This is a genomic window from Synechococcus sp. R5-15, from assembly GCF_047462035.1.
Classification (GTDB): domain Bacteria; phylum Cyanobacteriota; class Cyanobacteriia; order Thermostichales; family Thermostichaceae; genus Thermostichus.
On sequence record NZ_JANSIK010000003.1, the window covers coordinates 1 to 23,696 of the forward strand.

Genomic DNA, 23,696 nt, shown 5'->3' on the forward strand with positions numbered 1-23,696 from the left:
TCTATCATAACTTCCGCATTCCTCCCGACACTGACCCTACGGGTACAGTGCGGGGCTCCTGCGATTTCTAACTGACGGCCACGGGCGACTTAGCGGCAGCAGCAGCGCGATTTTCCTCTTCCTCAGGAGGGACAACGGCAAACTCGATGTGATTGAGCAGGGTGGTCACGAAGGCGAAGAGCAAGAAAGGCAGGGAGATCACCAAAATCAGAGCAATGGTGAGAAAAGCGTAGAGGGGGCTATTCATCAGGGAGAGGGCAGCGGCCAAGCTGGCAAAGATGACAATCAGCCAAACGATGATCTGGCCGTAGATATCTCCAAAGGAGAGGGTGCAGGTGAAGCGGTAGCGGGTGTGGGTGTTCATGGCAGTTCCTCTGGATAGCCTGGATGGTTCGATCCTAAGGACAGATCAAGCCCCATCCTGAGAAATATGTCGAGATTTTAGACGAGAGACGAGGAGATGCCTCTCTTTGCTAAGAAATATCTCAAGAATCGGCTGAGAAAGAGGGGATCCGCCGTCTGGAAGGAGGCAGGATGCTACCCTCAAGATTGGGAACCGTTTCTTGCAGGCAGCAGCCATGTGTATTTGTATTCACTGCTACTACGTGGATCGCTGTACCACCTACCATGCCGTGGAAGCGCAGCATCAGCAACCTCATCTCACACTGACGCCGGATTTTGAGCCGCAGGGCCCCCAGATCAATGTCAATATCCGCAATGGGGGCACCGAGATGGAATGGGATGTGGTGGGCTGCCAGAGCTTTCGCGAGGAACGGAACAAATGGGCGCGACTTCGTCCCTATGAGGCGGTTCCCACGTAAGATCCAAGAGCGGCCTGGATTTCCAGGGAGTTTCTTGCCCGGCCAGGTTAGAACTCTTCAGTTTGGCAGTTCGGCTCTCCCAGTCTGAGAGGTTTGATGGGGGCTGGAGAGGTTTTTGTCGAGTTTCGAGAGATTGGAAGACTATGATGCTGGCCTCAAGCCCTACAGCGCTGCCAGTGGATGCCCGTCAACAGGTGAGCCAATTCATGCAGCGCCTACAAGATGACATCTGTGCCCGTCTGGAGGCCCTAGACGGAAAAGCCAAGTTTCGGGAAGACCGTTGGGAACGCCCTGGAGGAGGGGGCGGGCGCTCGCGGGTCATTCAGCAGGGAGACGTGTTTGAGCAGGGGGGAGTCAATTTTTCCGAGGTGTTCGGATCCCATCTGCCCCCTTCGATTCTGAAACAGCGTCCAGAAGCGGCAGGGCATCCTTTCTACGCCACAGGCACCTCTATGGTGTTGCATCCTCGCAACCCCTATGTGCCGACGGTACACCTGAACTATCGCTATTTCGAGGCGGGGCCGGTTTGGTGGTTTGGGGGCGGGATGGATCTCACCCCCTATTACCTGTTTGAGGAGGATGCGGCCCATTTTCACCGCACCCTCAAGGCAGCCTGTGACCGCTTGGATCCCGTCTACTACCCAGTTTTCAAGATCTGGTGCGATCGCTACTTTTTCCTACCTCATCGCGGCGAGGCGCGCGGCGTTGGCGGCATTTTCTTCGACTATCAGGATGAACGCCCTGGGCTGCTCTATCGGCCTGAAGGCCAGGCGGAAGGGGATCCCGAACAACTGGCTTCTGAGCCACCATCGTTACAGGTGCGGGTGGGATCCCGCAGTTGGGAACATCTTTTCCAGTTGGTGCAAACCTGTGGCGACGCCTTCTTGCCGGCCTATGTGCCGATTGTGGAGCGGCGGCAGGGGATGGAATGGGGGGAGAGAGAACGGCAATTCCAGCTCTATCGTCGCGGGCGCTACGTGGAGTTCAACTTGGTCTATGACCGCGGCACGATCTTTGGACTCCAGACCCAGGGCCGCACCGAGTCGATCTTGATGTCTTTGCCGCCATTGGTGCGCTGGGAATATGGCTACGAGCCGCAACCGGACACGTGGGAAGCTAAGCTCTACCAGGTGCTCCGCCAGCCCCAGGATTGGGCGTAGGCCGGCCATACCCCGTCTCTGCTTCTGAGGATCCGTGGCGTGTTTTCTCCTTTCCCCCTCACCTACCGCGTTCAGCCCCCCCGACAGGGCGGCTTAGGACCCGCGCCTGCGTTGGTAATGCTGCACGGGATCGGCAGCCACGAGGGGGATTTGTTCCAGTTGGCCCCCTATCTGGATCCTCGGTTGGCGGTGATCAGCTTGAGAGCCCCTATTCCTTGGAGTGGAGGCGGGTTTGCCTGGTTTGAAATGGCCTGGACACCGGAAGGGCTGGTGGGGGATCCCCAGCAAGCGCGCAATAGCCTCAAGCTCCTGAGCCGCTTTCTGGAACAGGCGCTGCCCAATGGGATCCCGGGTATTGCCCTGGATCCCAGGCAGGTGTATTTGCTGGGGTTTAGCCAGGGGGCGATCATGAGCCTGTACTTGGCTCTGACCCAGCCGGAGAAGCTGGCGGGGGTGGTGGCAATGAGTGGGCGCCTATCTCCAGAGATCCTGGCCGAGGCGGTGGAGCCGGAGCGGATGAAACACCTGGCCATCCTGGTGGTTCATGGCACTGCTGATGCTGTTTTGCCGATTGCTTTTGGCCGTCAGATCCGGGATTATTTTGCCCCGCTGCCACTGAACTTTACCTATCGCGAGTACGAGATGGGCCATGAAGTTTCCCCGGAGAGCCTGCGGGATATTCAGGTGTGGTTGCAAAACCTGTTGGATAGGAGAGATTCGGAAGTGAAAACCTGAAGAAGTTTGACCCAATTGGGATGACCCTAATTCAGGTGTTGAGCAAGGCTGTGCAGCACTTAGCAAGCTCCTCAATGGCACAGCTCCGGTTCTCGCCATCTTCAGGGTTTCGAGGGGCAAGTGATAGGGATCCCTGCCCCATTCAGTTTTCCGGCTCTCCTTCGGGTTCGGATGTCAGAATATAGTGATTAATTGTTAAAGCGTTAAAGCCGGGCAGAATGAGCACTTAGTACCGATGCTCCCCTACCCAGAGGCCGACCAATGCTGCCTTGCCCCAGGGATCCACTTTCACTTCTGCCCGCGTGGCTTCAGGGTAACGCCGAATATCCTCTTCCAAGGCATCTCCAATCGCTTCGGGAATAAAAAATTCTTCGATTCCCAACTTGAGCTGCTGCCCGTCAAACCAGCCTCGCAGTACTTTCTCTTCAGGCTGCAAATCTTTGGGCATCTCCCGGCTGACACCGATTGCTCGCCAAGGTTGAGTGGGATCCCCTGCGGGGGGAGCTAAGCGCAGATAAAGGATCCCTGGGGTCTCCAATTCAGGTGACCAACCCGGCAGTTGCTCTAGGGTGGAGCGTCGAGCGACGACGTAGCCCAAGGCCACATACCGGCCCCGCAAAAGGTCATAGGGATCCACGGGGGCCGTTTGCAGGTAGATCGTGGTTCCGACAGCGAGGGTCAACGCTTGCCGAGACGGTATCAGCAGAACGATACCCAGCTGCAGCAGTAGGGGTAGCCAAAACCGCCATTTGGGCAGGGATCCCTTCCTAGAAAGATTCAATGGGCCAGCCATAGTAGCCAGAGAGAGGGACTTCTCTCTTATGGCACAGGTTCGCCGATCCCGGACAGAAGCGGGTAGAAGTGCCCCACCGGCCCCTGCCCTGACCCGATGGCCAAAGGATGTCGCAGCGCCTCCGTTACATAGGCTTTGGCCGCCACCGTGGCCGCAAAGGGATCCTTACCCCAGGCCATCTGCGCCGCAATGGCCGCCGAGAGGGTGCAGCCGGTGCCGTGGGTGTGGCGGGTGGGGATCCGCTCTGTTTTCAGCACTTCCAGTCGCTCGCCATCGAACCACACATCCACCCCCTGCAGTTCCCCCGGCATACCCCCACCTTTGACCAACACCGCTCCACAGCCCAGGGTGCGAATCTGCTGAGCCGCCGTTTGCATATCCGCCAGGGACTGCAGCTGCAGCCCCGTTAAAATTTGCGCCTCATAGCGATTGGGGGTCAGCACCTGGGCCAAGGGGATCAGCCGCTCGCGGATGGCCTGAATGGCCTCATCTGCCAGCAACTTTGCTCCCGTGCGGGACACCATCACCGGATCCACCACCAGAGGCCGCAACGTCCAGCGCTCCACCTGACGGGCTACCTCCAGCACGATCTCGGCATTCAGCAACATGCCCGTCTTGATCCCTTGCACCCCAATGTCCTGCACCACGGCCTCAATTTGGGCGGCCACGGCTTCGGGGGGCAGCGCATCCACCCGGCTCACCCCAAGGGTATTCTGGGCGGTCACGCAGGTCAGGGCAGAGGTACCGTGTACCCGTTGGAAAGCAAAGGTGCGCAGATCCGCTTGGATCCCTGCTCCCCCACCACTGTCGGATCCAGCGATGGTGAGGGCGACAGGGGGGTGCTGCTCGGCCAGCAGTGGAGCCGGAGTTGGTTCAGATGCAGAGACAGACATTGGCCAAACGACAAAAATGGGCAAGGGTACCGATAGCCATTTCCATCAATCAATATGAACCATCTCTTTAACGTAGCAATGAAACTGTTGGTTCTCGATTGGTCTGAGACCACTGGGGTATTGGGAAAACTCTTGCAGACGTCTGTCAAGAAGCTGACTAAGAGTGAGTTGTCCTAGTCTAAATCCGAGTAGCCCTCATCAGTGGTGGCGACCACCTCAACCCAGGCTCTATCCCCCTCCACCGCCGTCAAGCTCCAGCGCAGAAGCCGAGCCGGCTGGCCCAGCTCCCGGTCAACTTGCTGACAGAGGGATTGCTCCAGTTGCGGGGCAGAGAGAGGCGAGCTCAACGGCAGAGATAGGTGCAACAAATGCAACTTCACAGGAGTCGAGAACTGATCTCGCCAAGGAAACAGACTTACTTTCGATAACTTCTAACACTAAGAATCTGAGAACAACAGCCTCTCACAAGTAGACCTGAACAGAAATCCAGGCCGGTCAGGAGCCAAACTGCAAACGGTAAACCTCTTCCTCTTGATCGGTCTCCACCTCCAAATCGGAGGTAGCATAGGCTACACACAGCAGCACAAAGCCCTGAGCCTGCAGTTCTGGCCCAATCCCCATTGCCTCTGTCTGAGTCACAGATCCCGACTTCAGCCGCCCCGCACAGGTGGTGCAAACCCCCGCCTGACAAGAGGAAGGCAGCTCTATCCCGTGCTCCAGAGCAGCTTGTAAAACCGTCTGATCCGCAGAGGCGGGGAAGCGGTAGGTTTGGCCGCGGTGATGAAGGGTTACTTGATAAGCCGTAGCAGACATCAGGAACGGGCTCCCGACGGAGTACGGGTCACCGTCAGAGACTGTGGCTGGCGCATTTTCTTCACCAGAGCCTGGATCTTTTTGGCTCCTTCCTTTTGCAGGTCGGCGATGTAGTGGCCTTTGAGCCGCTCCGCCTCAGCTTCATCGGAGAAGGGGCCGTAGTAGTAGGTGCAGTCCTCGGTGGTGATCTCGATCCAGACCGACAGGCCGCGCAGCTTATCCAACAGACTGACCAAAGGGTTGCTCACGGGATCCATCCCCCATTATCAAGTCTAGCAATCATTGGATGTCCTTTTGCAATCCCCTAGATTCTACTACTTTTATTGACGATTTATTGAGGAATGTATCAACCTCAGGGCGTTTGAGGTGGTGGGGAGAGCGCTGCCGGTGGATTTCGTAGAGGGCAATGCCGGCGGCCACAGAAGCATTCAAGCTTTCAGTACGGCCTGCCAAGGGAATGGACAGCAGTTGGTCACAATGGCGCTGTGTGAGCAGGCTAATCCCTTCCCCCTCGGATCCCACTACCAAGGCAATGGGCCGTTGAAAATCGGCTCTATAGATGAGGTCAGTCCCTCGGCTGGTGGTGCCATAAACCCAAAACCCCTGCTCTTTGAGGTATTCCAAAGCCCGATTCAAATTCACCACCCGCGCCACCGGCAAGGTGGAGAGGGCTCCCGCCGCTACCTTCATCACCGTCGAGGTTACCCCTGCTGCCCGCCGTTGTGGGATCACCATCCCCTGCATGCCAAAAGCCTCCACACTACGGGCAATGGCTCCCAAGTTATGGGGATCCTGGATCCCGTCTAGGACTACCAGCACTGGATTGGGGCTGGCCTGCCGGCTTCTTTCCACCAAATCCTCCAGGGCCACGTACTGATAAGGCGTGGCTTGGGCAGCGATACCCTGGTGGTTGGCGCCAGCCGTGAGGGCGTTCAGCCGCTTTGGAGACACTTCGTCGATAACGGTGCCCCGCGCTTTGGCTTCTTCCAACAGAGACAAAAATTGGGGGCTGTAGCGCAACTTCGGCAAGATCCAAACCCGATTGAGGGTGGCTTGACTTTTCAAAGCAGCCAGTACTGTCTGGCGACCGTAGATAATCTCTTGCTCCAGCTCGGTCTCCGGATTCCCGTCGGCCTGAGGCTGAACTTCCCCTGGCAAGATCCCTGTCTCGCCAGTAGAGAGGCCGGGATCCAGCTCGCCTACTGGTTGAGGAGCCACCTTGCCCTGGGGCCACTGCCGTTGCGCGTCGCGACGGATGGGCTTCACTGGAGCCTCTCGGAGGGCAAGCTTGGGATCCCCGTCTCGGCGTTTGGGCCGCTGTACCCGCTTGCTAACGGATTGCCCTGCCCTTCGCGGCTGCAGTTTGCCCGAGCGAGACAGCCGTGAAGCAGGTTTGCGCTGAGAAGTCTTGGGCATGGGCGTGGAAGATGGAAAGACGGAAAGACTATCCTAACCTTCCCACTCGCCTAGGGTCTCAGCCAAAACATCAGTGAGGGCGAGGATATGGCGCAGCCGTTCGGGATTGGCCAGGTAGAGATAGCCCAGAACTGTTTCCAGGCCGCTGGCGTTTTGGTAATCGGCCAGAGGCAGATGCCGGGGTGGGCGACCGCAGCCATTGCGACCCCAGCGGACAATTTCCTGCTCTTCGGGGTTGAGATGGGGCAACAGGGCCAACAGCAACTTGGCCTGAGCCGAGCCGCGCACCCGCCTCACCACCTGCTGATGATAGCGCTCCAGTCGATCTGGCGGAAATAATCGTTGCCGCCGCACGTGCAGTTCGTAAATGGCGTCTCCCAGGTAGGCCAAGGCTGCGGGCGATAGGCGGCGAATCTCGGCCAAGGAGAGCCTTTCGGAAGTGGGCTCGAACAGCAGATCGTTCACAGCAGCTCACGAAAGATAGGCAGAAAAAATGTCTAGAACCGCTGTCATCGGCTCATTGCAGGATTCAGTCCATGCTAAGACAAGCTTCCTCTGGTCTGCTAGCCTGACTCGCGCTCTTTCCCCCCTTGCAGGTGATTTGGATCACGAGGCCCAGAGAGAAAAGGTGCTATCGAGTAGACAGGGCAAAGCCGGTTAAGGGGCTGATGTTATGAGCCTTGAAAAGCCAGTTGGAGTTACTGCCAAGAATCTGGAGAGCAAAATCCAAGAAATTGTGGGTGAGCTGGCCAGCGATCAGCGTGAAAGGCTGGAAGGTAAGGCCGAGCAAACAAAGGCAGCCACCCACCCTGGAGTCGAGGATGCTCGAGAAGCGATTAAAGACGTTGTGGATGATCCAACGGATGGCCAATAGCTCCAGTTAAGATGCGGGGACAAGGAGATCTGCATTCAGCAAAAGCAGGTAGGCGACGACCGCCCCCCCCATACCCCCTACCAAAAAGCCAGCGGCCAATTCGCTCCAAGATTGGGATCCCCCTACCGGCCCTATGTTGCGCTGCGAGGTGACAGAGCCGTAGAGAGAAAGGGCCGCCGTCAGAATCAAGATCAGGCCACAGGCTCCCAAAAAGCCGCTCAGCAGACCGATGGGCTCGTTGCGCAGCGGCCCCAGCTTGGCAAAGGGGCCTACCAGCCAATAGCCGTGGGCCATACCGATTTCCAAGCCCCGCCAAATGGAACTCAATCCCGGTCGGTTGATGGGCAGCCAGTCGATCAACAGCCGGACAACAGGCGCGTGGTTGATCGGTGTCCAGAGATCCCCAATTTGCGGATCTCCCTCAGGGACGGTGACACATCCCTCATCCATATTCAACCTATTCAACGGAGCAGGATCGGCATTGGGTTCGACCATTTCAGCAACTCTGTGTCCGGTTCAAGAGAGGATGGAAAAAAGCTCAAAAAAGCAGGGATCCCACCGGGCGTAGGTTGCGCTGGGGATCCCTGGCCTACACTCAGAACGTCAAAATGTCGGGGAAGAAGCGATTGATCTCGATGAACAGGGCAAAAACGAAGCTGGAAAACAGGATAAACGCCACCGGAGCAGTGGTGAGAAACTTGGTGAAGTCAGCCATAGACGCCTCTCAAAAGTTAAATAAATCGAGTTAGAAAGCCGGGCTCAGCTCCTCAGCGGGGCGAGATGGGCACAGCCGCTTCCGGCTCTCGAATTTCGCCGCTGGCAATTTCCTTAAAAGCAGCAGCGGGCCAAGCCAAAGCCGTGAGGAAGCACCGCAGCGCCAGCGGTACATCGATCAGGCTTTCTTTCATTTCGGGGCTATCCTCATCCCGAACCGCGATCAGGTAAGAACGCCCCGCCCAGCCCAGCCAACCGGCAATATACAGGAAGAGCAGACCGGGGATGAGAAACTCGCCCGCATGGTTCAACCGACCATCCGTAACCAGGTGGGGCAGGCCCTCTTCGCCGCAGAGCAGCTTGCTGTAGCGCTCAAAGCGCTTGCTGGTTTGGGCCAGCTTTTGCTGGTAGACGGGAGCCATAGCAGGGCTGGCGTTGAGGATCTTCTCCTCTAGGCTGCTCAGGCGTTCGTTCATCAGGGCCTGAAAGGCGGGAACTTCGCTGCAAGGTTTCAGACCGATCAAGGGCTCTGCCTGCACAGATTGGGCGAGGCCAAGCGCGATGCAAAGGGCCAAAAGAAGGCTTAAAAAGGTTCGCATAGCAGGATGTGTCCTTGAGGTAGGGGTCTAGGATCTGTCCAAATGCTAAGGGATGCTAAGTGCAGCAACAGGCACTAAACGGTTAGTATCATACTCCTGAGCGCCTCGCCCCGACGGATCCTGAGTTTTAGCTCACACAATTCTTAATTTAAGGATCCCAAGGCTTTCCTATTCCTTTCCCCAGCTTGCTCTCCCATGCCCCGCGTCCTTGCCATCGAAACCAGTTGTGACGAAACGGCTGTGGCTGTGGTGGCGGCGGATGCAGCCTGGCCGGGGTTTGCCCCACGGCAGCTCAGCTCCGTGGTGGCCAGCCAAATCGACCTTCATGCTGCTTATGGGGGGGTGGTGCCGGAGGTGGCCTCTCGTCAGCATGTGGAAACCTTGCCCTTTGTGCTAGAGGCTGCTCTGCAGCAGGCCGGATTGGAGGTGGCCGAGGTAGATGCCATTGCCGTAACTTGTGCGCCGGGCCTGGTGGGATCCCTGCTGGTGGGGCTGATGGGGGCCAAGACCCTGGCTTTGCTTTACGACAAGCCCCTGATCGGGGTGCATCATCTGGAGGGCCATCTCTTCAGCGGCTTCTTGGCAGAGCCCGATTTGCGCCCCCCCTGCCTATGCCTTTTGGTATCGGGAGGCCATACCAGCCTGATTTGGATGAAGGACTACGGGGACTACCAGACGGTGGGCCGCACCCGCGACGATGCTGCCGGCGAGGCATTTGATAAGGTGGCGCGGCTGTTGGGGCTGGGCTATCCGGGGGGACCGCAGATTGACCGCTGGGCTCAGCAGGGGGATCCGCAGCGCTTTCCCCTGCCCGAGGGCAAAGTGGAGCATCCCTACGACACAAGCTTCAGCGGCCTGAAAACGGCGGTGTTGCGCCTAGTCCAGCAGTTGCAGCAGCAAGGCCAGGAGTTGCCCATTGCCGACATTGCCGCCAGCTTCCAGGCCTGTCTGACCCATGTGCTCACCGAAAAGGCAGTGGCCTGCGCCGAGGCGCTGGGCCTCTCGACGCTGCTGCTGACGGGAGGGGTAGCTGCCAATCGGGAGCTGAGGGCCCGCCTCAGGGAAGCAGCTCGGCAAAAGGGGTTGCGGGTGGTGATCCCGCCTCTAGCCCTCTGCACCGACAATGCCGCCATGATTGGGGCAGCTGGGCTCTGCCACTGGATGCGGGGGGAGGTCTCGCCGCTGGAGCTGGGGGTGGCCTCGCGCATGCCCCTAGAAGGGATCCCTTCCCTCTACATGGATGGGGGCGGAGCTCACAGAGAAGAACAGACGGGATCCGCCGCCCTCTGACGTTGCCTCACCTCAAGGTAGATGAGCAGCGCGTTGATGTCGGCGGGGTTGACACCGCCGATGCGGGCCGCCTGGCCCACGGTTAGCGGGCGCACCGCCGAGAGCTTATCCCGCGACTCTTTGGAGAGGGTGGGGATGGAGTGGTAGTCCAGATCGGGGGGCAGAGGGCGGTGGTACTGCTTGCTCACCTGCTCAATTTGGCTCTGCTGCCGCTGGATGTAGCCGCTGTATTTGACGGCAATCTCTGCCGCCTCCTGCTCAAAGGGATCCAGCTCCGCATCCCCCAGCCCCAGTTCCAGGAGATCGGAGTAGTGAATCTGGTTGCGGCGCAAGATCTCGGCCAGAGTGGCGGATCCCTTGATCCCCTGCCCCGTCAGTTGGCTTAGTTGGATGCCGGCCAGGTCGTGGGCCTTCACCCGCTGCGTTTCCAGGCGCTCGATTTCTGCGGCAATGCGCGCTTGCTTGGCTTGGAACAGGGCCCAGCGCCGGTCATCGATCAAGCCCCATTCTCGCCCCAGGGGGGTGAGCCGTTGGTCGGCATTGTCGGAGCGCAGGATGAGGCGGTATTCGGAGCGGCTGGTGAGCATGCGGTAGGGCTCCCGCAGTTCTTTGGTGCAGAGATCGTCGATGAGGGTGCCGATGTAGCTGGACTCCCGCGGCAGGGTGACCAGGGGCTTGCCCTGAACCAGGCGGGCAGCGTTGATCCCGGCCATCAGCCCCTGAGCTGCCGCCTCTTCGTAGCCGGTGGTGCCGTTGATCTGGCCGGCGCAAAACAGCCCCTGCACCTTTTTGGTCATCAGAGTGGGGTAGAGCTGGGTGGCCGGCAGATAGTCGTATTCCACCGCATAGGCAGGCCGCAGCATGACGCACCGCTCCAGGCCAGGCAAGGAGCGCAACATCTGGATCTGGATTTTCTCCGGCATCCCCGTGGAGAACCCCTGGATGTAGAGCTCCGGCAGATCCCGCCCTTCCGGCTCAATAAAAATCTGATGGCTTTCCTTGTCGGCAAAGCGGACAATCTTGTCTTCGATGCTGGGGCAGTAGCGGGGCCCTTTGGCCTCCACCCAGCCGCCATAGACAGGGGTTTCGTGGAGATTTTCCCGGATGATGCGGTGGGTCTCTGGGGTGGTGCGGGTCAAGTAGCAATCCATCTGCTCCCTTGGCACCCACACCTCGGGGTCGAAGCTAAACCAGCGCACATCGGGATCCCCCGGTTGCCGCTCCATGACGGAAAAATCCACGCTGCGCCGATCCACGCGGGCAGGGGTGCCGGTTTTCAGCCGGCCCGTTTCAAAGCCCAGTTGGCGCAGGGTGTCGGTCAGCCCTTCCACGGCAAATTCCCCTGCTCGTCCGGCAGCTTGCCAGTGGCGACCAATCCAGATGCGCCCCCCCAAAAACGTACCGGTGGTCAGGATCACCGCCCGACAGCCGAAGATGGTGCCGAAATGGGTGACCACGCCCACCACCTCGTCGTTGCGCCCCAACACCAAATCGGTGACAGTGCCCTCGCGAATCGTCAGGTTAGGCTGGTTTTCCACCACCGAGCGCATCACCCGCGCATATTCCCTTTTGTCGGTTTGCGCCCGCAGCGCCCACACCGCCGGCCCCCGCGAACGGTTGAGCACCCGCTTTTGCAAATAGGTGCGGTCGGTAACTTTGCCCATCTCGCCGCCGAGGGCATCGATTTCGTGTACCAGTTGCGATTTGGCCGGGCCGCCGACGGCGGGGTTACAGGGTTGCCAGGCGATCTTGTCCAGATTCAATGTCAGCATGAGGGTGTTGCAGCCCAGCCGCGCTGCTGCCAACGCTGCCTCGCAGCCGGAGTGCCCCCCGCCGACCACCACCACATCGTAGTGATCGAGAAAATCAATGCTGTCCCGTCCAACTCTGAGCATAGGGTGGCAATTCCAAAATGAATAGCCGGGATCCCCGGTCTTTTAATTTTCAGGTTATTTCAGCTCGCTTATCCAGCTTAGCGATGGCGGCAACGGATAGGGTTATTTGCGACCGGCCTGAGGCAGGCAGAGCAGTAGGGAAAGTTTTCTGTTGCCCTGGGAAATAAAGTTGGGTAGAGGCTCAGTTCCCAGCCTAAGTCACCTGATTGAAGAGTTGAAGAGACCTCAGGGCGCTGGGATCAGCTCCCCCAAGGCTGCCGATAGCAGGGGATCCCAGAGGAAAGGGCAGAGTCGCCCAAGGGATGTTGCGGCTCATACAAACACCAGACAGCCCGCCTGAGAGAGCCAAGCACCGATTCCATTATCCTCAACCGGATCTAATCCAGACTATTTTAGTCGGGTTTAGTTGACGCGGCAGATTGCGGGTGATAAGATTCCCCCCAACGATAGGTAAGTTCAATCCAGCGCCCACCCTTTCCTTCACCTTGAGGCTGCCCATGTCCCAAACTCTTTCCGAACGCCCGCTCAGCCCTGCCGATTCCCCGTTGGCCTCTGCCTTGCACAGCTCCAAGGTGGGCTTCAGCCGTTTGCGCTGTCGGGAGTGTGGCGCCGAGTATGAGCCGGTCGCCAAGCATGTTTGTGAGCTGTGTTTCGGCCCCCTCGAAGTGGCTTATGACTACGACTGGCTGAGGCACAGCGTCAGCCGGCAGAGCATCCAAGCTGGGCCGCTGTCTATCTGGCGCTATCGGCCTTTTCTGCCAGTAACTTCTGAGAAGCCCATTGATGTGGGCACGGGCCTGACCCCTCTGATCAAAGCGGAGCGGCTGGGTCGGCGGCTGGGGTTAAAAAATCTTTACATCAAGAACGATGCCGTCAACATGCCCACCCTTAGCTTCAAGGATCGGGTGGTGTCGGTGGCGCTGACCCGCGCCAAGGAGCTGGGTTTTACCACCGTTTCCTGCGCCAGCACGGGCAATCTGGCCAACTCCACCGCTGCTATTGCCGCCCACGCCGGCTTGGACTGCACCATCTTCATCCCGGCGGACTTAGAAGCGGGCAAAGTGCTGGGATCCCTGATTTACAACCCCACCGTTATGGCTGTAGAGGGCAACTACGACCAGGTGAACCGCCTCTGCGCCGAGGTGGCGGATCGCTACGGCTGGGGCTTCGTCAATATCAACCTGCGCCCCTACTACTCGGAAGGCTCCAAAACCCTGGCCTACGAGGTGGTGGAGCAACTGGGCTGGCAACTGCCGGATCAGGTGGTGATCCCATTGGCCTCGGGATCCCTGTACACCAAGGTTTATAAAGGCTTCCAGGAGTTTGTGAAGGTGGGGCTGGTGGCGGATAAGCCGGTCACCTTCCACGGCGCCCAGGCGCAGGGATGTTCGCCCATTGCCCAAGCGTTTCGCGAGGGGCGGGATTTTGTCAGCCCTGTTAAGCCCAATACCATCGCCAAGTCCATCGCCATCGGCAACCCTGCCGACGGGATCTACGCCCTGGACATTGCCCGCAGAACCGGTGGGCAGATCGAGACGGCTGCCGATCCGGAGATTGTTGCCGGCATCAAGCTTTTGGCCGAGACCGAAGGCATCTTCACCGAGACTGCCGGCGGCACCACCATTGCCGTGCTCAAACACCTGGCAGAATCCGGTCAAATCGATCCGGAGGCGGTTACAGTAGCCTACATTACCGGCAACGGCCTGAAGACCCAGGAGGCGGTTCAAGCCCACGTAGGCCATCCGCTGGTGATCTCGCCCAGGCTGGAGAGCTTTGAACAGGCTTTGGAGCGGGCCCGCACCCTGGAGCGGCTGGACTGGCAGGAGGCATCAGTATGAACTCGGTTTGCAGGGAAGACCCTCTCCATTGCCTCTTAACAGAATCTTAATGAAGAACTGTTAAGATCCCTGGCGTAGACCTATTGGCTCAGGAGCTTTGCACAATGCCTATCTTTCCTTCTGTTCAACGCCTTGTTCGCCGTTGGATCCCGTTGGCGGCTGTAGTGGCCCCGCTTGTCTTTGCTCCTGCGGCCCAGCCTCAAGGGCTAAACACCATTGCCGTTGAGCTGGAAACTTTGCCCAGCAGCTACTCGACGCTGGCGGCAGCTTTGCGGGCGACGGGCCTGAATACGGCGTTGGCAGGGCCGGGGCCGTTCACGGTCTTTGCCCCTTCCGATGTGGCCTTTGGGCAACTGCCGCCGGGTATGGTGGAGACGCTGTTGCAGCCGGCCAGCCGGGCTCAGCTCACCCGCATTCTCACGTATCATGTGGTGCCGGGGCGGATTACCTCGTTTGACCTGCGGCCCGGCCAATCGACCACTCTGACCACCTTGGCAGGGCTGCCGCTGCAGGTGCAGGTGGGATCCGATGGCAGCATCCGGGTCAACGGGGCTAACGTGAACCTGGCGGATATTCCAGTTTCCAACGGCGTGATTCACGGCATCGATGGGGTGCTGCTACCCTAGTTTTTTGATGTTGGTTAATGGACGAGGCATTGGGCTATGGCAGTCAAGGTGCTGATTCCCAACACGCTGCGGGCGCTCACCCAGGATCAGGGGGTGGTGAATTGCGAGGGATCCACCATCCGCGAATTGTTGGATGCTTTGGAACAACGCTGTCCGGGGATTAAGGCGCGGCTGTGCGATGAGAAGGGGGAATTGCGCCGCTTCGTCAACTTTTATGTGAACAGCGAAGACATTCGCTTCCTCAAGGGATGTGACACCCCTCTGCAAGATGGGGATGAGGTGAGCATCGTCCCTGCCGTTGCTGGGGGCTGAGGGCTGCCAAGCCTGCCGTGGACGCTGTGGAGTGGTTGAGCCAGCCGGCCCCGCTGGTGGCACCTGCCTTGCTGGGCATGGTTCTGGTGCGGCAATTTGCCGATGGGCTGCAGGTGCGGGCCCAGATCGTAGAGACGGAGGCCTACACGGCTGGGGATCCGGCCTGCCATGCCTACCGCCGCAAGACCCAACGCAACCAGGTCATGTTTGGCCCGCCAGGGCATCTCTACATCTATCGCATCTACGGCCTCTACCACTGTCTAAATATCGTTACCGAGCCAGAAGGGATCCCGGCGGCGGTTCTGATCCGGGCAGCTCAGTTGGATCGCCTGCCAGACTGGATCCCGGCCAACAAACAGAATCAGCCAGCACGGGCGGCGGCGGGGCCGGGCCTGCTCTGTCAAGCACTGCGCATCGACGGATCCCACAACGGCTGGCGGCTAGAGCGGGCGGAAGCCGGCCAGGAAGGCATTTGGCTGGAGGGATCCCCCTCTTGGCAAACGCAGTTGCCTATTGTCCAGACCACCCGCATCGGTATCACTCAGGGGGCTGAGATCCCGTGGCGCTGGTACATTGGTGGACATCCGGCGGTGTCGCGCTATTAGTGGGGGCAGGCGGACAATGCTCGCAGAAGGCAGTGGCTAAAGGACTCCGTCCCGCTTACGCGAAAGGACTCCGTCCCGCTGACGCGAACGGCAGGGGCTGTCTGGGTTGGTCAGCGGGGTTGTGCTGCTCTTGCTGGGGTTGCCCACGTTGGCCCAGCCTGTCCCAACTTTTCCAGGACTCTTGACGATGCAAGCCCAGACCCACTCCACCTATCGCACCGGGTTTCAGCGCTGGCGGGCGGGAGAAGCTCAGGGGTTTCAGGACTGGTCAACCCAAGGGATCCGCCTGAACGCCCGAGGGCAATTGGTCTTGGATCCAGAGGGTTTGCGGCAAGAAGTCAGCCTTGAAGAGCCTGAGGTGGCGCTAAGGACTCCGTCCCGCTTACGCGATCGGGGGCGCCCTTTCTATCCCCTTGGCCCCTACTGGGTGGGAGAAGCCACCAGCCCAGCAGTCCCCACCAGCTTCCCTATGGTCGGGGCAATCGCTTCCTGGAATGCCACCACGCCCCCCGGCACCTGGTTGGAACTGTGGATTCGGGCCAAGCTTTCAGACCGCTGGACAAAGTGGTATCACGGCGGGGTATGGGCTGCGGATCCCTTGACTCTGGCCAGCCACTCAGTGCAAGGACAAGGGGATGAGGATGGCAACCTGTACACGGACTTGCTGGTGCTCAAGGATACCCTCAACGGAGCAGAAGCCTTCCAGGTCAGGGTGCGCCTGTTCACGCAAGAGCCAGGCCGTTCTGCCGTTGTGGATCAGGTGGCAGTTGCCATTTCCAACGAGCCGGTCAGGCCCAGCCGCCTATCCCCTGGGGATCCCAGCCGCTGGGGCAAAATCTTGGATCTGCCTTTGTGCTCCCAGATGGTGTACCCCGATGGGGGAGAGGTCTGGTGTAGCCCCACCTCTTTGGCGATGGTGATGGCCTACTGGAAGCGGGATCCCCGCCCCTGTGAGGTGTTGGTGCGCGCAGCAGTGGCCGGTGTGTATGACCGGGTTTACCAGGGCCATGGCAACTGGGCTTTCAACGTCGCCCATGCTGCCGAGCAGGGTTTGTCCGGCGTGGTGGCGCGGCTGGAGAGCTTGGCCCAAGCAGAAGCCTGGATCGCGGCAGGGGTTCCGGTGGTCCTCAGCTATGCCTGGGGCGAGGGAGAACTGGAAGGGGCGCCGATCCCCAAAAGCAAGGGTCATTTGGCGGTGCTGGTGGGATTTGCTCGCGGCAGCGGTGCGGAGCAGTTTAGCCACGGGGATCCCATCGTCCACGATCCGGCGGCCAAAACCAACGAAGAGGTTCGCCGTACCTACCGCCGCGAACAGCTAGAGTCGTTGTGGCTGGAGCACTCCGGGGGTACCGTCTACTTGATTCATCCGCGAGAGTGGCCTGTCCCCACTCTATAGCCGAACCGGGCGAACGCGGGCAGCATCGACTTACAGCGCTACCGCTATGGCCTGGATGATTTCCTGGCCGCTGAAACTGCTATCTGGTCTTTCGGTGGGGATTTGAGTAAGGATAGATGGAGTGAGGAGTGCGACTCACCTGCGGGTGAGGATGGTTGGTCATGAATAGGAATGCGGTTCAGGGGCCAAGGCATTGGTCGAGGTGGCTCCTGCGGCAGAGAGGGTGCTGGGCAATTCTCGCCGGTTTGTACGCTGATGAAGGTAAGCGTGGGGGTTTGGGTTTCCGCCATTTCCCAGTTTGTGGGAGGGGATGAGCTGCATCATGCCACGACGGGCTTCCCTGACACCGCTACCTTGGCCTGCGCTGAGTGCCTTGGTGCTGGCTCTCTCGGGCTGTGGCGAGCTTTCTTCTTCTAGTCTGTCTCCCAGCGTTGTTCCCCCTGCGGCCCTACAGCCGGTTTTAACTCCAACTCCTCTCCCTCCCTCCCCGCTTTCTCTGACTTTCGAGCAAGCCCGCCAGTCCGGCTTGTCGGTGCCCAGCAACCGCATCGTTCTGCTGCTCCAGGAACAGGGATCCGATCTGGTGGCCCAGCTACCGGCCTCAGAGGTGGATCGCTGGCTGGCTCGCACTCCCACCTGGCCGGGGGTGGAAGGGATCGACCTGAGCATTACCCTGGGCACCTATCGCCAAACCGCCACTGCCCCTTTGCGCCCGGGGCAACCGGCCACTTTCACCTTCACCAATCCTCCCGCCGGGGAAGCGGAGCTCAGCGCCATCGCCTATCGGGGATCCACCACTCTGGCGCAGGGGAAGGGATCCCTGACCCTTTCTGTCCGCTCTGGGGGTTCTGGCGGTGCTAACCGTCCTCCCCAAGACACAGAGCGTCAGCGTCGCCTTTCGATGTTGGTGCTCTCTGAGGTGGGGGTACCGCTGCTGCACACCAGCTCGGCAGCGCCCACCCTTGGCCAGCCGTTGCTGCTCTCAGGGGAAAATTTGGAGCGGGTGGAAACAGTTCTCTTTGCTGCAGCAGCCAATCCCGAGCGCATCCTGAAGGGGGAAATTCGCTCCCGCAGCGGTGACCGTTTGGTGGTGATGCCGCCTTCTTCTCTTTCCGGCTCAGTTTGGGTTGCTGTTGCGGATGCTTCCGGGCAAGGGTTGGGCACTCTGGTCTACGATTGGCCTGCCGCTACTCCTTCCCCCAGCCCCTCTCCCACCCCCACTGCTCCGGCAGCATCGGCCTGGGTGGTGGAAACTTTGCTGGATGGCCGCACCTCGCCCGCGGCAGATCCTGTCGGCAACGCCCCTGATAACACCGGCACCGAGTCCAGGATCTACCTGCAGCAAATCAGCGGCATTGCTGTGGATCCTGAAGGAGCCTTCTATTTAGCCGATAGAGCCCAGCACCGCATCTTCCGGCTGTCTCCAGAGGGGGAATTGGAAGTTTGGGCCGGCACAGGCCAAGCAGGCCGCCGCGACGGAGCAGCCAATCAAGCTCAGTTTGACTCCCCACAGGGGCTGCTCTGGGATCCCAAGGGGGGATTGTGGGTGGCCGACAGCGGCAACCATTGCCTGCGCTATATCAACCTGCAACGACAGGTGAGCACCTTTGCCGGCACTTGTATAGCCGGATACCGAGATGGGGGGCTTGACCGAGCTCAGTTCCGGGAGCCATCTGGGCTGGCTTTGGGTTCAGATGGCAGCCTCTACGTTGCCGACCGCGCCAATCGCCGCATCCGCCGCATCACCCCTGCCGGTGAGGTGACCACGGTTGCCGGCACGGGCCAGCCGGGATTCGCCGACGGCCCAGCAGAACAGGCCCAGCTCCTGCAGCCCACGGCTCTGGCGGTGGATAAGGAGGGGAACCTCTGGATTGCCGATGGACATCGCCTGCGCCGGCTCTCTGCTGGCGGACGAGTGACCACCCTCTCCGGGGCAGAGCCAGGCTATCGGGATGGCCCCCTGGCAGAGGCCCGTTTTCAAACCCTGGGGGGGCTGGCCTTCGATGCGGCAGGCAACCTCTGGGTGGCCGACCGAGATAACCATCGCATTCGTCGTCTTCAGCCTGGGGGACAAGTTTCCACCTTGGCCGGACAGAATCAGCGCGGTTGGCAGGATGGCCCCACCTCGGCAGCCCGGTTTGAGCAGCCTGCCGGCTTGGTAGTCTTAGCGGATGGCAGTGTGGTGGTGGTGGATGCCGGCTTGCCGGGCTTGCGTCGCATAAGCCGCGTTGCTTCTGGGCCTGTCACCCCAACCCCTGGGGGATCTCTGTAGGCTCTTGACAGGCCGCCGTCTCTCAGGTTTCACAGGGATCCCCATCTACTCAATCACCACACTCTTCGGGCCGGCGTTCACCTCTGGGCGACCCTGATTGAAGTTGGCCAGGAAGGTGTCTGGATCTTTGAGGCTGAAGACCAGCTTTTTGCAGGGCACTTGCAGCCCCACCGGCCCCAGCAACGGAATAAAAAGAGGCTTTTCCTGCACCAGTGGAATGGCAATTACCCCTTGGGTGCTGGTGACCGGGCCAACGATCCCCTGAAAATCGGTGCGCACGCCCACCCCGTAGTACCAGGGCCAGGGAAAGCGCTCCCCTCGCCCCAACTCGCTCAAGGAGAACGTCTCGTTGAACAGGCTGCCCGCCCGCACAATGAGCTTGTCTTGCAGCAGATCGACATAGGCCGCCTCGCTGCTCACCCCAAACAGAGCCAGCGGCAAACTGGCTAGGGGATTGGAGTCGATGGCCATGTAATAACGCATGAGAAGTCTCCGAGTTCACAGATGGGTGACCAGGTGAGCCGCGGCCCCTAGCCTTGCCAATTATAAAAAATCTTCCCCGTTGCTCGACTGACCAAAAGGGATCCCATCTGCCCATTAGCTAACCGAGTATGATGGGTTGCTTGGAGCGTCCTTTGAGGACTCCGTCCCGCTAACGCGAACAGCAAGCCACTGGCCAGCGAGGAAAACAGGATGGATCTGCGAGCCCTCATTCGCTTGGTGCCCGATTTTCCCAGACCCGGCATCCTCTTTCGGGATATGACCCCCCTGCTGCAGGATCCGGCAGGCTTCCGGGCGGCTATTGAACAGTTGGCCGCCGGCACCACCGGCATGGGATCCCTAGATTATGTGGTCGGCATCGAGTCGCGGGGGTTCATTTTAGGGGCTGCTTTGGCACAACACCTGGGCTTGGGCTTTGTCCCGGTTCGCAAGCCAGGCAAACTGCCGCCGCCGGTGCTCAGCCAGACTTACAGCCTGGAATACGGCCAAGACCAGCTCCAACTGCACGCCCACGCCCTGCGGCCTGGAGAGCGGGTGTTGATCGTGGATGATGTCATTGCCACCGGGGGTACAGCCGCTGCCACCGCCCAATTGGTGGCCCAGAGCGGCGCTGAGGTGGGGGGATTTGCCTTCTTAATCGAGCTGGCCTTTTTGTCCGGCTGCAAGGCTCTTCCCCCTGGGATCCCTGCCCATGTGGTGATGGTAGAGGAAGGCAACTGAGTTCCTCAAGTAAGGTGCACCGACTGTTGGACGAGGATCCCTGGTGTTTTGGGCAAAGGTTGGCTCAAGCGGCTGATCTGAGCCTGCGCCTGCAGTTGTTCGTCAATCCAGTCCGCCAGTTCCCGCATGTAAAGCGCCACATGGATCGCCTGGTCGCGCTGTGCTGGCTCCACACCTTTTTCCGCCAGGCGGGCCAGAATTACGGGATCGCTCAGCTCCTCCAGGGCGGCAAAGTCTTCCGGTTGGTCGAACCCCAGCTCTGCCATTTTCTCGAACACATACCCCAGCCGCAGGCCGGTGGCCTCGCACTGCCCCTCCAGTTGCCAGGGATCCCTCAAGGCCAGGGCAACAGTTCGGTAGGCGGTTTGGGCGATGGAGCGCCAGGTGCCGCGGTGGATGCGCAGGCTGAGTTGCTGCCGATCCCAGCCCAGGGCTTCTCGCACCAACAGGCCGCAATTGCAGCGGGTGCTGTCCCGCCAGCAGTACTCCCAGTCCCAGAAGCCCCAGTGTTGGGATTGGATACGATCCGCGGTGCGGCGCAGGAGAGCTGCCAACTCAGGTGTGGGGCGCATGAGGCAACACAGAGCTAAACAAAAAACAACAAAACAAAAAACAACAAATATAGAGCGCCTCCAGTCTAGGCAGGCGAGCGATGGAGAACAAGCCCAGCTCAATCTTCTTTACATTCCTGGTCGCAACAGCATTGCGGAGCAACATATTCCTGTTCGGGCCTGTCCTCCGAGGGCAAAGCTCGTTGCCGTTGCCAAGCCCCCCAAGCCACCCCTGCCAACACCAGCGAGGCCCCGCCCAGGTAGGTGCCCCCTGCTGGCAAGCCCGCCAAGGCCAAGGCCAGGGATCCCCCCCAGAGGGTCATGGCGTAGATGAGCAGCACTGAATGCCGATGGGATAGGCCGGCTTTGAGCAAGCGGTGGTGCAAGTGGCCTTTGTCGGGATGGAAAGGCGACTTCCCCCTGGCCAGCCGTTTGAGGATCACGGTGGACATATCCAGGATCGGCACCGCCAAGATAAAGAAAGGCAGAGCCACTGCCAGCGTGGTCACCCCCTTGGCCACCCCGATCACCCCGATCCCAGCCAGGGTAAAGCCCAAAAAATAGGCCCCCCCATCCCCCATGAAGATCTGCGCTGGGTTGAAGTTGTAGCGCAAAAAGCCTAGGCAAGCTCCCGCCAAAGCCGCCGCCAGCATGGCCGCCGCCGGTCGATCCAGCAGCAGGGTTACGATCAGCATCACCACTGCCGCAATTCCCGACACCCCTGCCGCCAGCCCATCCAGCCCGTCCATGAAGTTGATGGCGTTGGCCATCCCCACCAGCCAGAACAGGGTAATCAGCAGGCTCAACCACACCGGAAAGGGCCAGATCCCTCTCCCGGGCAGACTGATGAACTCAATGCGCACCCCTACTCCCCAAGCGGCAGCAGCCACGCCGAATTGCATCAACAAGCGGGAAAAAGGCGACAGGTGAAACAGGTCGTCCGCCAGGCCAATCAAAAAAAACAAAACCCCACCGATCGTCACCCCCCAAATCTCGTACTCCTGCTCGGTGCGCAAGCCCCCAAAAGCTCCGGCTCCCCAGAGCAACAGCAGGGCCACCAAGTTGCCAAAAAAGATGGAAACCCCCCCCAGGCGCACCATCGGTTGCTGGTGGATCTTGCGCTCGTCGGGAAAGTCCAACTGGCCACTGCGGATCCCGACCGCCTTCACCACCGGGGTTGCCCACAGAACCACACAGGCAGCAGCCAGAAAGGCAACCAAGTAGGGCATAGCAAGCCGTGGCGAGGATTGCGGTTATCCCAAGTGGGGGTAGAGGGGGAAACGACGACAGAGCTGAGCCACCCGCTGGCGACACTCTTCCAATACAGCAGGCTCCTCAGGCTGAAACAGACAATCGGCGATGATCTCCCCAATTTTTTCAAATTCTACCGGCCCCAGGCCGCGGGTGGTCAAGGCCGGGGATCCCAGGCGCAGTCCGCTGGCCACGAAAGGCGGCTGTGGGTCGAAGGGAATGGTGTTTTTGTTGGCGGTGATATGGATCTCGTCCATTAGCCGATCCGCCCGTTTGCCTGTCATCACCGGATCCGCCGCCCCCACTTTTTCCAGCACCGCCGAAACCGAGCGCAGATCCAGCAGCATCAGGTGGTTGTCTGTGCCCCCGGAAACCAGCCGAATGCCCCGCCGTTGCAGGGATCCCGCCAGGGCTTGGGCATTGGCGATAACTTGGGCCGAGTACTGGGCAAAGCTGGGCTGCAGGGCTTCTCCAAAGGCCACCGCCTTGCCAGCAATAACATGCTCCAGCGGCCCCCCCTGGCTGCCGGGGAACACTGCCTTATCCAGCTTTTTGCCCAATTCTGGGTCGCGGGTGAGAATGAGTCCCCCGCGCGGCCCTCGCAGCGTCTTGTGGGTAGTGGTGGTCACCACATCGCAGAGGGGCACGGGGTTGGGGTGATGTCCAGTGGCCACCAAGCCGGCAATGTGGGCAATGTCGGCCAGAAGATAGGCCCCCACCTCGTCGGCAATGGCGCGGAAAGCGGCAAAGTCAATTGTCCGCGGATAGGCAGAGTAGCCGCAGATGATCAGCTTGGGCCGGTGCTGCAGGGCCAGATCCCGCACTTGGTCAAAATCAATCCGCTCCGTCTGCGGATGCACCCCGTAGTGCACCACGCGGAACCACTTGCCGGAGACGTTTACCGGGGAGCCGTGGGTAAGGTGGCCGCCGTGGGCCAGATCCATGCCCATAATTGTGTCTCCTGGCTGCAGCAGGGCCAGGAAAACAGCGAAATTGGCCTGCGCCCCCGAGTGGGGCTGCACATTGGCGTGGGCTGCCCCGAAGAGTTGCTTAGCCCGGTCAATGGCCAGCTGTTCAATCTCGTCAATAAACTCACAGCCGCCGTAGTAGCGCTTGCCCGGCAGCCCTTCTGCATACTTGTTGGTGAGCACCGAGCCCTGGGCTGCCAAGACGGCAGGAGAAGTGAAGTTCTCGCTGGCGATCATCTCCAGGTGATCCCGCTGCCGGTTGAGCTCTTGCTGGATCAGGCGGTAAACCAAGGGATCCGTTTCCGCCAGGATGGCCAAGCTATCCCGTGAGGTGGTCAGACTTTGTGGAGCAGCTACCATGATGACGCCAAGACCGAACTTCGCAGGAGGAATGGGCAAGAACTGCTTCGCCGTCGCGACGGCGTTGCGGAGCAACATCGTAGCATGACCCGCAAACCAGCAGCGCAGGCCCCGGCCTTTCTGCCTGGGGTAAAACCCCAAAACTGAGAAAGAATCCCTTGCTTTAGGGGTGGGGAGAATGTCAATCGATCCAAGCAGAGGATCTGGGAGCCACGGTCAAGCGGGATGGGCAAGGGCTGCTTTGTAAAGAATGTTGAGCTTTTCTTCTCGGTGTCAAGGCTACCCCTCAAGCT

The 23,696-nt window shown here is 60.0% G+C and carries 28 protein-coding genes; 12 read left to right on the forward strand and 16 right to left on the reverse strand.

Features of this window, described 5'->3' with window-relative positions; all coding sequences use genetic code 11:
- Nucleotides 1-67 precede the first annotated feature (67 nt).
- The gene (locus NW839_RS00300) at nt 68-364 is read right to left on the reverse strand and encodes a hypothetical protein (RefSeq protein WP_011434379.1); all 297 of its coding nucleotides are present in this window, start codon (nt 362-364) and stop codon (nt 68-70) included.
- A 214-nt stretch (nt 365-578) separates the two neighbouring features.
- On the opposite strand from NW839_RS00300, the gene NW839_RS00305 reads away from it, so the two are divergent.
- The 3 genes from NW839_RS00305 (at nt 579) to NW839_RS00315 (ending at nt 2,716) form a co-directional block, all read left to right on the forward strand.
- Nucleotides 579-821, forward strand: coding sequence for a Ycf34 family protein (locus tag NW839_RS00305; RefSeq protein ID WP_011434378.1), 243 nt, complete (start codon nt 579-581; stop codon nt 819-821).
- Nucleotides 822-967: 146 nt separating this feature from the next.
- Nucleotides 968-1,981 (forward strand): oxygen-dependent coproporphyrinogen oxidase, encoded by a 1,014-nt coding sequence (hemF, locus tag NW839_RS00310; RefSeq protein WP_414349961.1) that lies wholly within the window; start codon nt 968-970, stop codon nt 1,979-1,981.
- 39 nt (nt 1,982-2,020) lie between these two features.
- On the forward strand, nt 2,021-2,716 hold the full coding sequence (locus NW839_RS00315) for an alpha/beta hydrolase (RefSeq protein ID WP_414349933.1): 696 nt from the start codon (nt 2,021-2,023) through the stop codon (nt 2,714-2,716).
- 226 nt (nt 2,717-2,942) lie between these two features.
- Here NW839_RS00315 and NW839_RS00320 read toward each other — a convergent pair whose 3' ends face one another.
- The 7 genes from NW839_RS00320 to NW839_RS00350 form a co-directional block, all read right to left on the reverse strand.
- On the reverse strand, nt 2,943-3,509 hold the full coding sequence (locus NW839_RS00320; protein ID WP_414349934.1) for a GDYXXLXY domain-containing protein: 567 nt from the start codon (nt 3,507-3,509) through the stop codon (nt 2,943-2,945).
- A 26-nt stretch (nt 3,510-3,535) separates the two neighbouring features.
- Nucleotides 3,536-4,402 (reverse strand): bifunctional hydroxymethylpyrimidine kinase/phosphomethylpyrimidine kinase, encoded by an 867-nt coding sequence (gene thiD, locus NW839_RS00325; RefSeq protein WP_414349935.1) that lies wholly within the window; start codon nt 4,400-4,402, stop codon nt 3,536-3,538.
- A 173-nt stretch (nt 4,403-4,575) separates the two neighbouring features.
- A complete protein-coding gene (locus tag NW839_RS00330) occupies nt 4,576-4,770 on the reverse strand; it encodes a hypothetical protein (protein WP_414342212.1) in 195 nt (64 codons plus the stop codon).
- Between the two features lie 127 nt (nt 4,771-4,897).
- Nucleotides 4,898-5,215, reverse strand: coding sequence for a 2Fe-2S iron-sulfur cluster-binding protein (locus tag NW839_RS00335; protein WP_011434371.1), 318 nt, complete (start codon nt 5,213-5,215; stop codon nt 4,898-4,900).
- On the reverse strand, nt 5,215-5,472 hold the full coding sequence (locus NW839_RS00340) for a DUF1816 domain-containing protein (protein WP_011434370.1): 258 nt from the start codon (nt 5,470-5,472) through the stop codon (nt 5,215-5,217). The genes NW839_RS00335 and NW839_RS00340 overlap by 1 nt, the downstream gene beginning before the upstream one ends.
- Nucleotides 5,473-5,494: 22 nt before the next feature.
- Nucleotides 5,495-6,631: a 23S rRNA (guanosine(2251)-2'-O)-methyltransferase RlmB gene (gene rlmB, locus NW839_RS00345; RefSeq protein ID WP_414349936.1), complete on the reverse strand. Its 1,137-nt coding sequence runs from the start codon at nt 6,629-6,631 to the stop codon at nt 5,495-5,497.
- Nucleotides 6,632-6,664: 33 nt separating this feature from the next.
- Nucleotides 6,665-7,096 carry a ribonuclease III domain-containing protein gene (locus tag NW839_RS00350; RefSeq protein WP_414349937.1) on the reverse strand — a complete coding sequence of 144 codons (432 nt, stop codon included), beginning with the start codon at nt 7,094-7,096 and terminating at the stop codon, nt 6,665-6,667.
- Nucleotides 7,097-7,304: 208 nt separating this feature from the next.
- On the opposite strand from NW839_RS00350, the gene NW839_RS00355 reads away from it, so the two are divergent.
- Nucleotides 7,305-7,505: a hypothetical protein gene (locus NW839_RS00355; protein ID WP_041436874.1), complete on the forward strand. Its 201-nt coding sequence runs from the start codon at nt 7,305-7,307 to the stop codon at nt 7,503-7,505.
- Between the two features lie 6 nt (nt 7,506-7,511).
- On the opposite strand, the gene NW839_RS00360 is transcribed toward NW839_RS00355, so the two are convergent.
- The 3 genes from NW839_RS00360 to NW839_RS00370 all read right to left on the reverse strand — a co-directional run bounded on the left by NW839_RS00360 (nt 7,512) and on the right by NW839_RS00370 (nt 8,818).
- Complete coding sequence (locus NW839_RS00360) at nt 7,512-8,000, reverse strand: photosystem I reaction center protein subunit XI (RefSeq protein ID WP_414349938.1); 489 nt, start codon at nt 7,998-8,000, stop codon at nt 7,512-7,514.
- A 100-nt stretch (nt 8,001-8,100) separates the two neighbouring features.
- Entirely contained in the window at nt 8,101-8,220 is a 120-nt protein-coding gene (locus NW839_RS00365; RefSeq protein WP_011434365.1) for a photosystem I reaction center subunit IX, read from the reverse strand.
- Nucleotides 8,221-8,272: 52 nt separating this feature from the next.
- The gene (locus NW839_RS00370) at nt 8,273-8,818 is read right to left on the reverse strand and encodes a Photosystem I reaction center subunit III (RefSeq protein WP_414342216.1); all 546 of its coding nucleotides are present in this window, start codon (nt 8,816-8,818) and stop codon (nt 8,273-8,275) included.
- A gap of 195 nt (nt 8,819-9,013) precedes the next feature.
- Between NW839_RS00370 and tsaD the strand changes: the two genes are divergently transcribed.
- A complete protein-coding gene (gene tsaD, locus NW839_RS00375) occupies nt 9,014-10,108 on the forward strand; it encodes a tRNA (adenosine(37)-N6)-threonylcarbamoyltransferase complex transferase subunit TsaD (protein WP_414349939.1) in 1,095 nt (364 codons plus the stop codon).
- Here the strand turns inward: tsaD and mnmG are convergent.
- Nucleotides 10,072-12,003, reverse strand: coding sequence for a tRNA uridine-5-carboxymethylaminomethyl(34) synthesis enzyme MnmG (gene mnmG / locus NW839_RS00380; RefSeq protein WP_414349940.1), 1,932 nt, complete (start codon nt 12,001-12,003; stop codon nt 10,072-10,074). The genes tsaD and mnmG overlap by 37 nt on opposite strands.
- 497 nt (nt 12,004-12,500) lie before the next feature.
- On the opposite strand from mnmG, the gene thrC reads away from it, so the two are divergent.
- The 6 genes from thrC (at nt 12,501) to NW839_RS00410 (ending at nt 19,052) form a co-directional block, all read left to right on the forward strand.
- The gene (gene thrC, locus NW839_RS00385) at nt 12,501-13,841 is read left to right on the forward strand and encodes a threonine synthase (RefSeq protein WP_414349941.1); all 1,341 of its coding nucleotides are present in this window, start codon (nt 12,501-12,503) and stop codon (nt 13,839-13,841) included.
- Nucleotides 13,842-13,945: 104 nt separating this feature from the next.
- Entirely contained in the window at nt 13,946-14,467 is a 522-nt protein-coding gene (locus tag NW839_RS00390; RefSeq protein ID WP_414349942.1) for a fasciclin domain-containing protein, read from the forward strand.
- Between the two features lie 36 nt (nt 14,468-14,503).
- Nucleotides 14,504-14,779 (forward strand): ubiquitin-like small modifier protein 1, encoded by a 276-nt coding sequence (locus NW839_RS00395; RefSeq protein WP_011434358.1) that lies wholly within the window; start codon nt 14,504-14,506, stop codon nt 14,777-14,779.
- Nucleotides 14,780-14,805: 26 nt separating this feature from the next.
- Entirely contained in the window at nt 14,806-15,384 is a 579-nt protein-coding gene (locus tag NW839_RS00400) for a DNA-3-methyladenine glycosylase (RefSeq protein ID WP_414349943.1), read from the forward strand.
- A gap of 106 nt (nt 15,385-15,490) precedes the next feature.
- Nucleotides 15,491-16,780 (forward strand): C39 family peptidase, encoded by a 1,290-nt coding sequence (locus tag NW839_RS00405; protein WP_414349944.1) that lies wholly within the window; start codon nt 15,491-15,493, stop codon nt 16,778-16,780.
- A gap of 322 nt (nt 16,781-17,102) precedes the next feature.
- On the forward strand, nt 17,103-19,052 hold the full coding sequence (locus NW839_RS00410) for an NHL repeat-containing protein (RefSeq protein ID WP_414349945.1): 1,950 nt from the start codon (nt 17,103-17,105) through the stop codon (nt 19,050-19,052).
- Between the two features lie 45 nt (nt 19,053-19,097).
- Here the strand turns inward: NW839_RS00410 and NW839_RS00415 are convergent, their stop codons facing one another.
- Nucleotides 19,098-19,535 carry a hypothetical protein gene (locus NW839_RS00415; RefSeq protein ID WP_011434354.1) on the reverse strand — a complete coding sequence of 146 codons (438 nt, stop codon included), beginning with the start codon at nt 19,533-19,535 and terminating at the stop codon, nt 19,098-19,100.
- A 210-nt stretch (nt 19,536-19,745) separates the two neighbouring features.
- Between NW839_RS00415 and NW839_RS00420 the strand changes: the two genes are divergently transcribed.
- Complete coding sequence (locus NW839_RS00420; protein ID WP_011434353.1) at nt 19,746-20,273, forward strand: adenine phosphoribosyltransferase; 528 nt, start codon at nt 19,746-19,748, stop codon at nt 20,271-20,273.
- Nucleotides 20,274-20,278: 5 nt separating this feature from the next.
- Here NW839_RS00420 and NW839_RS00425 read toward each other — a convergent pair whose 3' ends face one another.
- The 3 genes from NW839_RS00425 to glyA form a co-directional block, all read right to left on the reverse strand.
- Nucleotides 20,279-20,845: a hypothetical protein gene (locus NW839_RS00425; RefSeq protein WP_148202776.1), complete on the reverse strand. Its 567-nt coding sequence runs from the start codon at nt 20,843-20,845 to the stop codon at nt 20,279-20,281.
- 98 nt (nt 20,846-20,943) lie between these two features.
- Entirely contained in the window at nt 20,944-22,053 is a 1,110-nt protein-coding gene (locus NW839_RS00430) for a glycosyltransferase family 4 protein (RefSeq protein WP_414349946.1), read from the reverse strand.
- Nucleotides 22,054-22,077: 24 nt separating this feature from the next.
- The gene (gene glyA / locus NW839_RS00435; protein ID WP_414349962.1) at nt 22,078-23,403 is read right to left on the reverse strand and encodes a serine hydroxymethyltransferase; all 1,326 of its coding nucleotides are present in this window, start codon (nt 23,401-23,403) and stop codon (nt 22,078-22,080) included.
- Nucleotides 23,404-23,696: the final 293 nt, after the last annotated feature.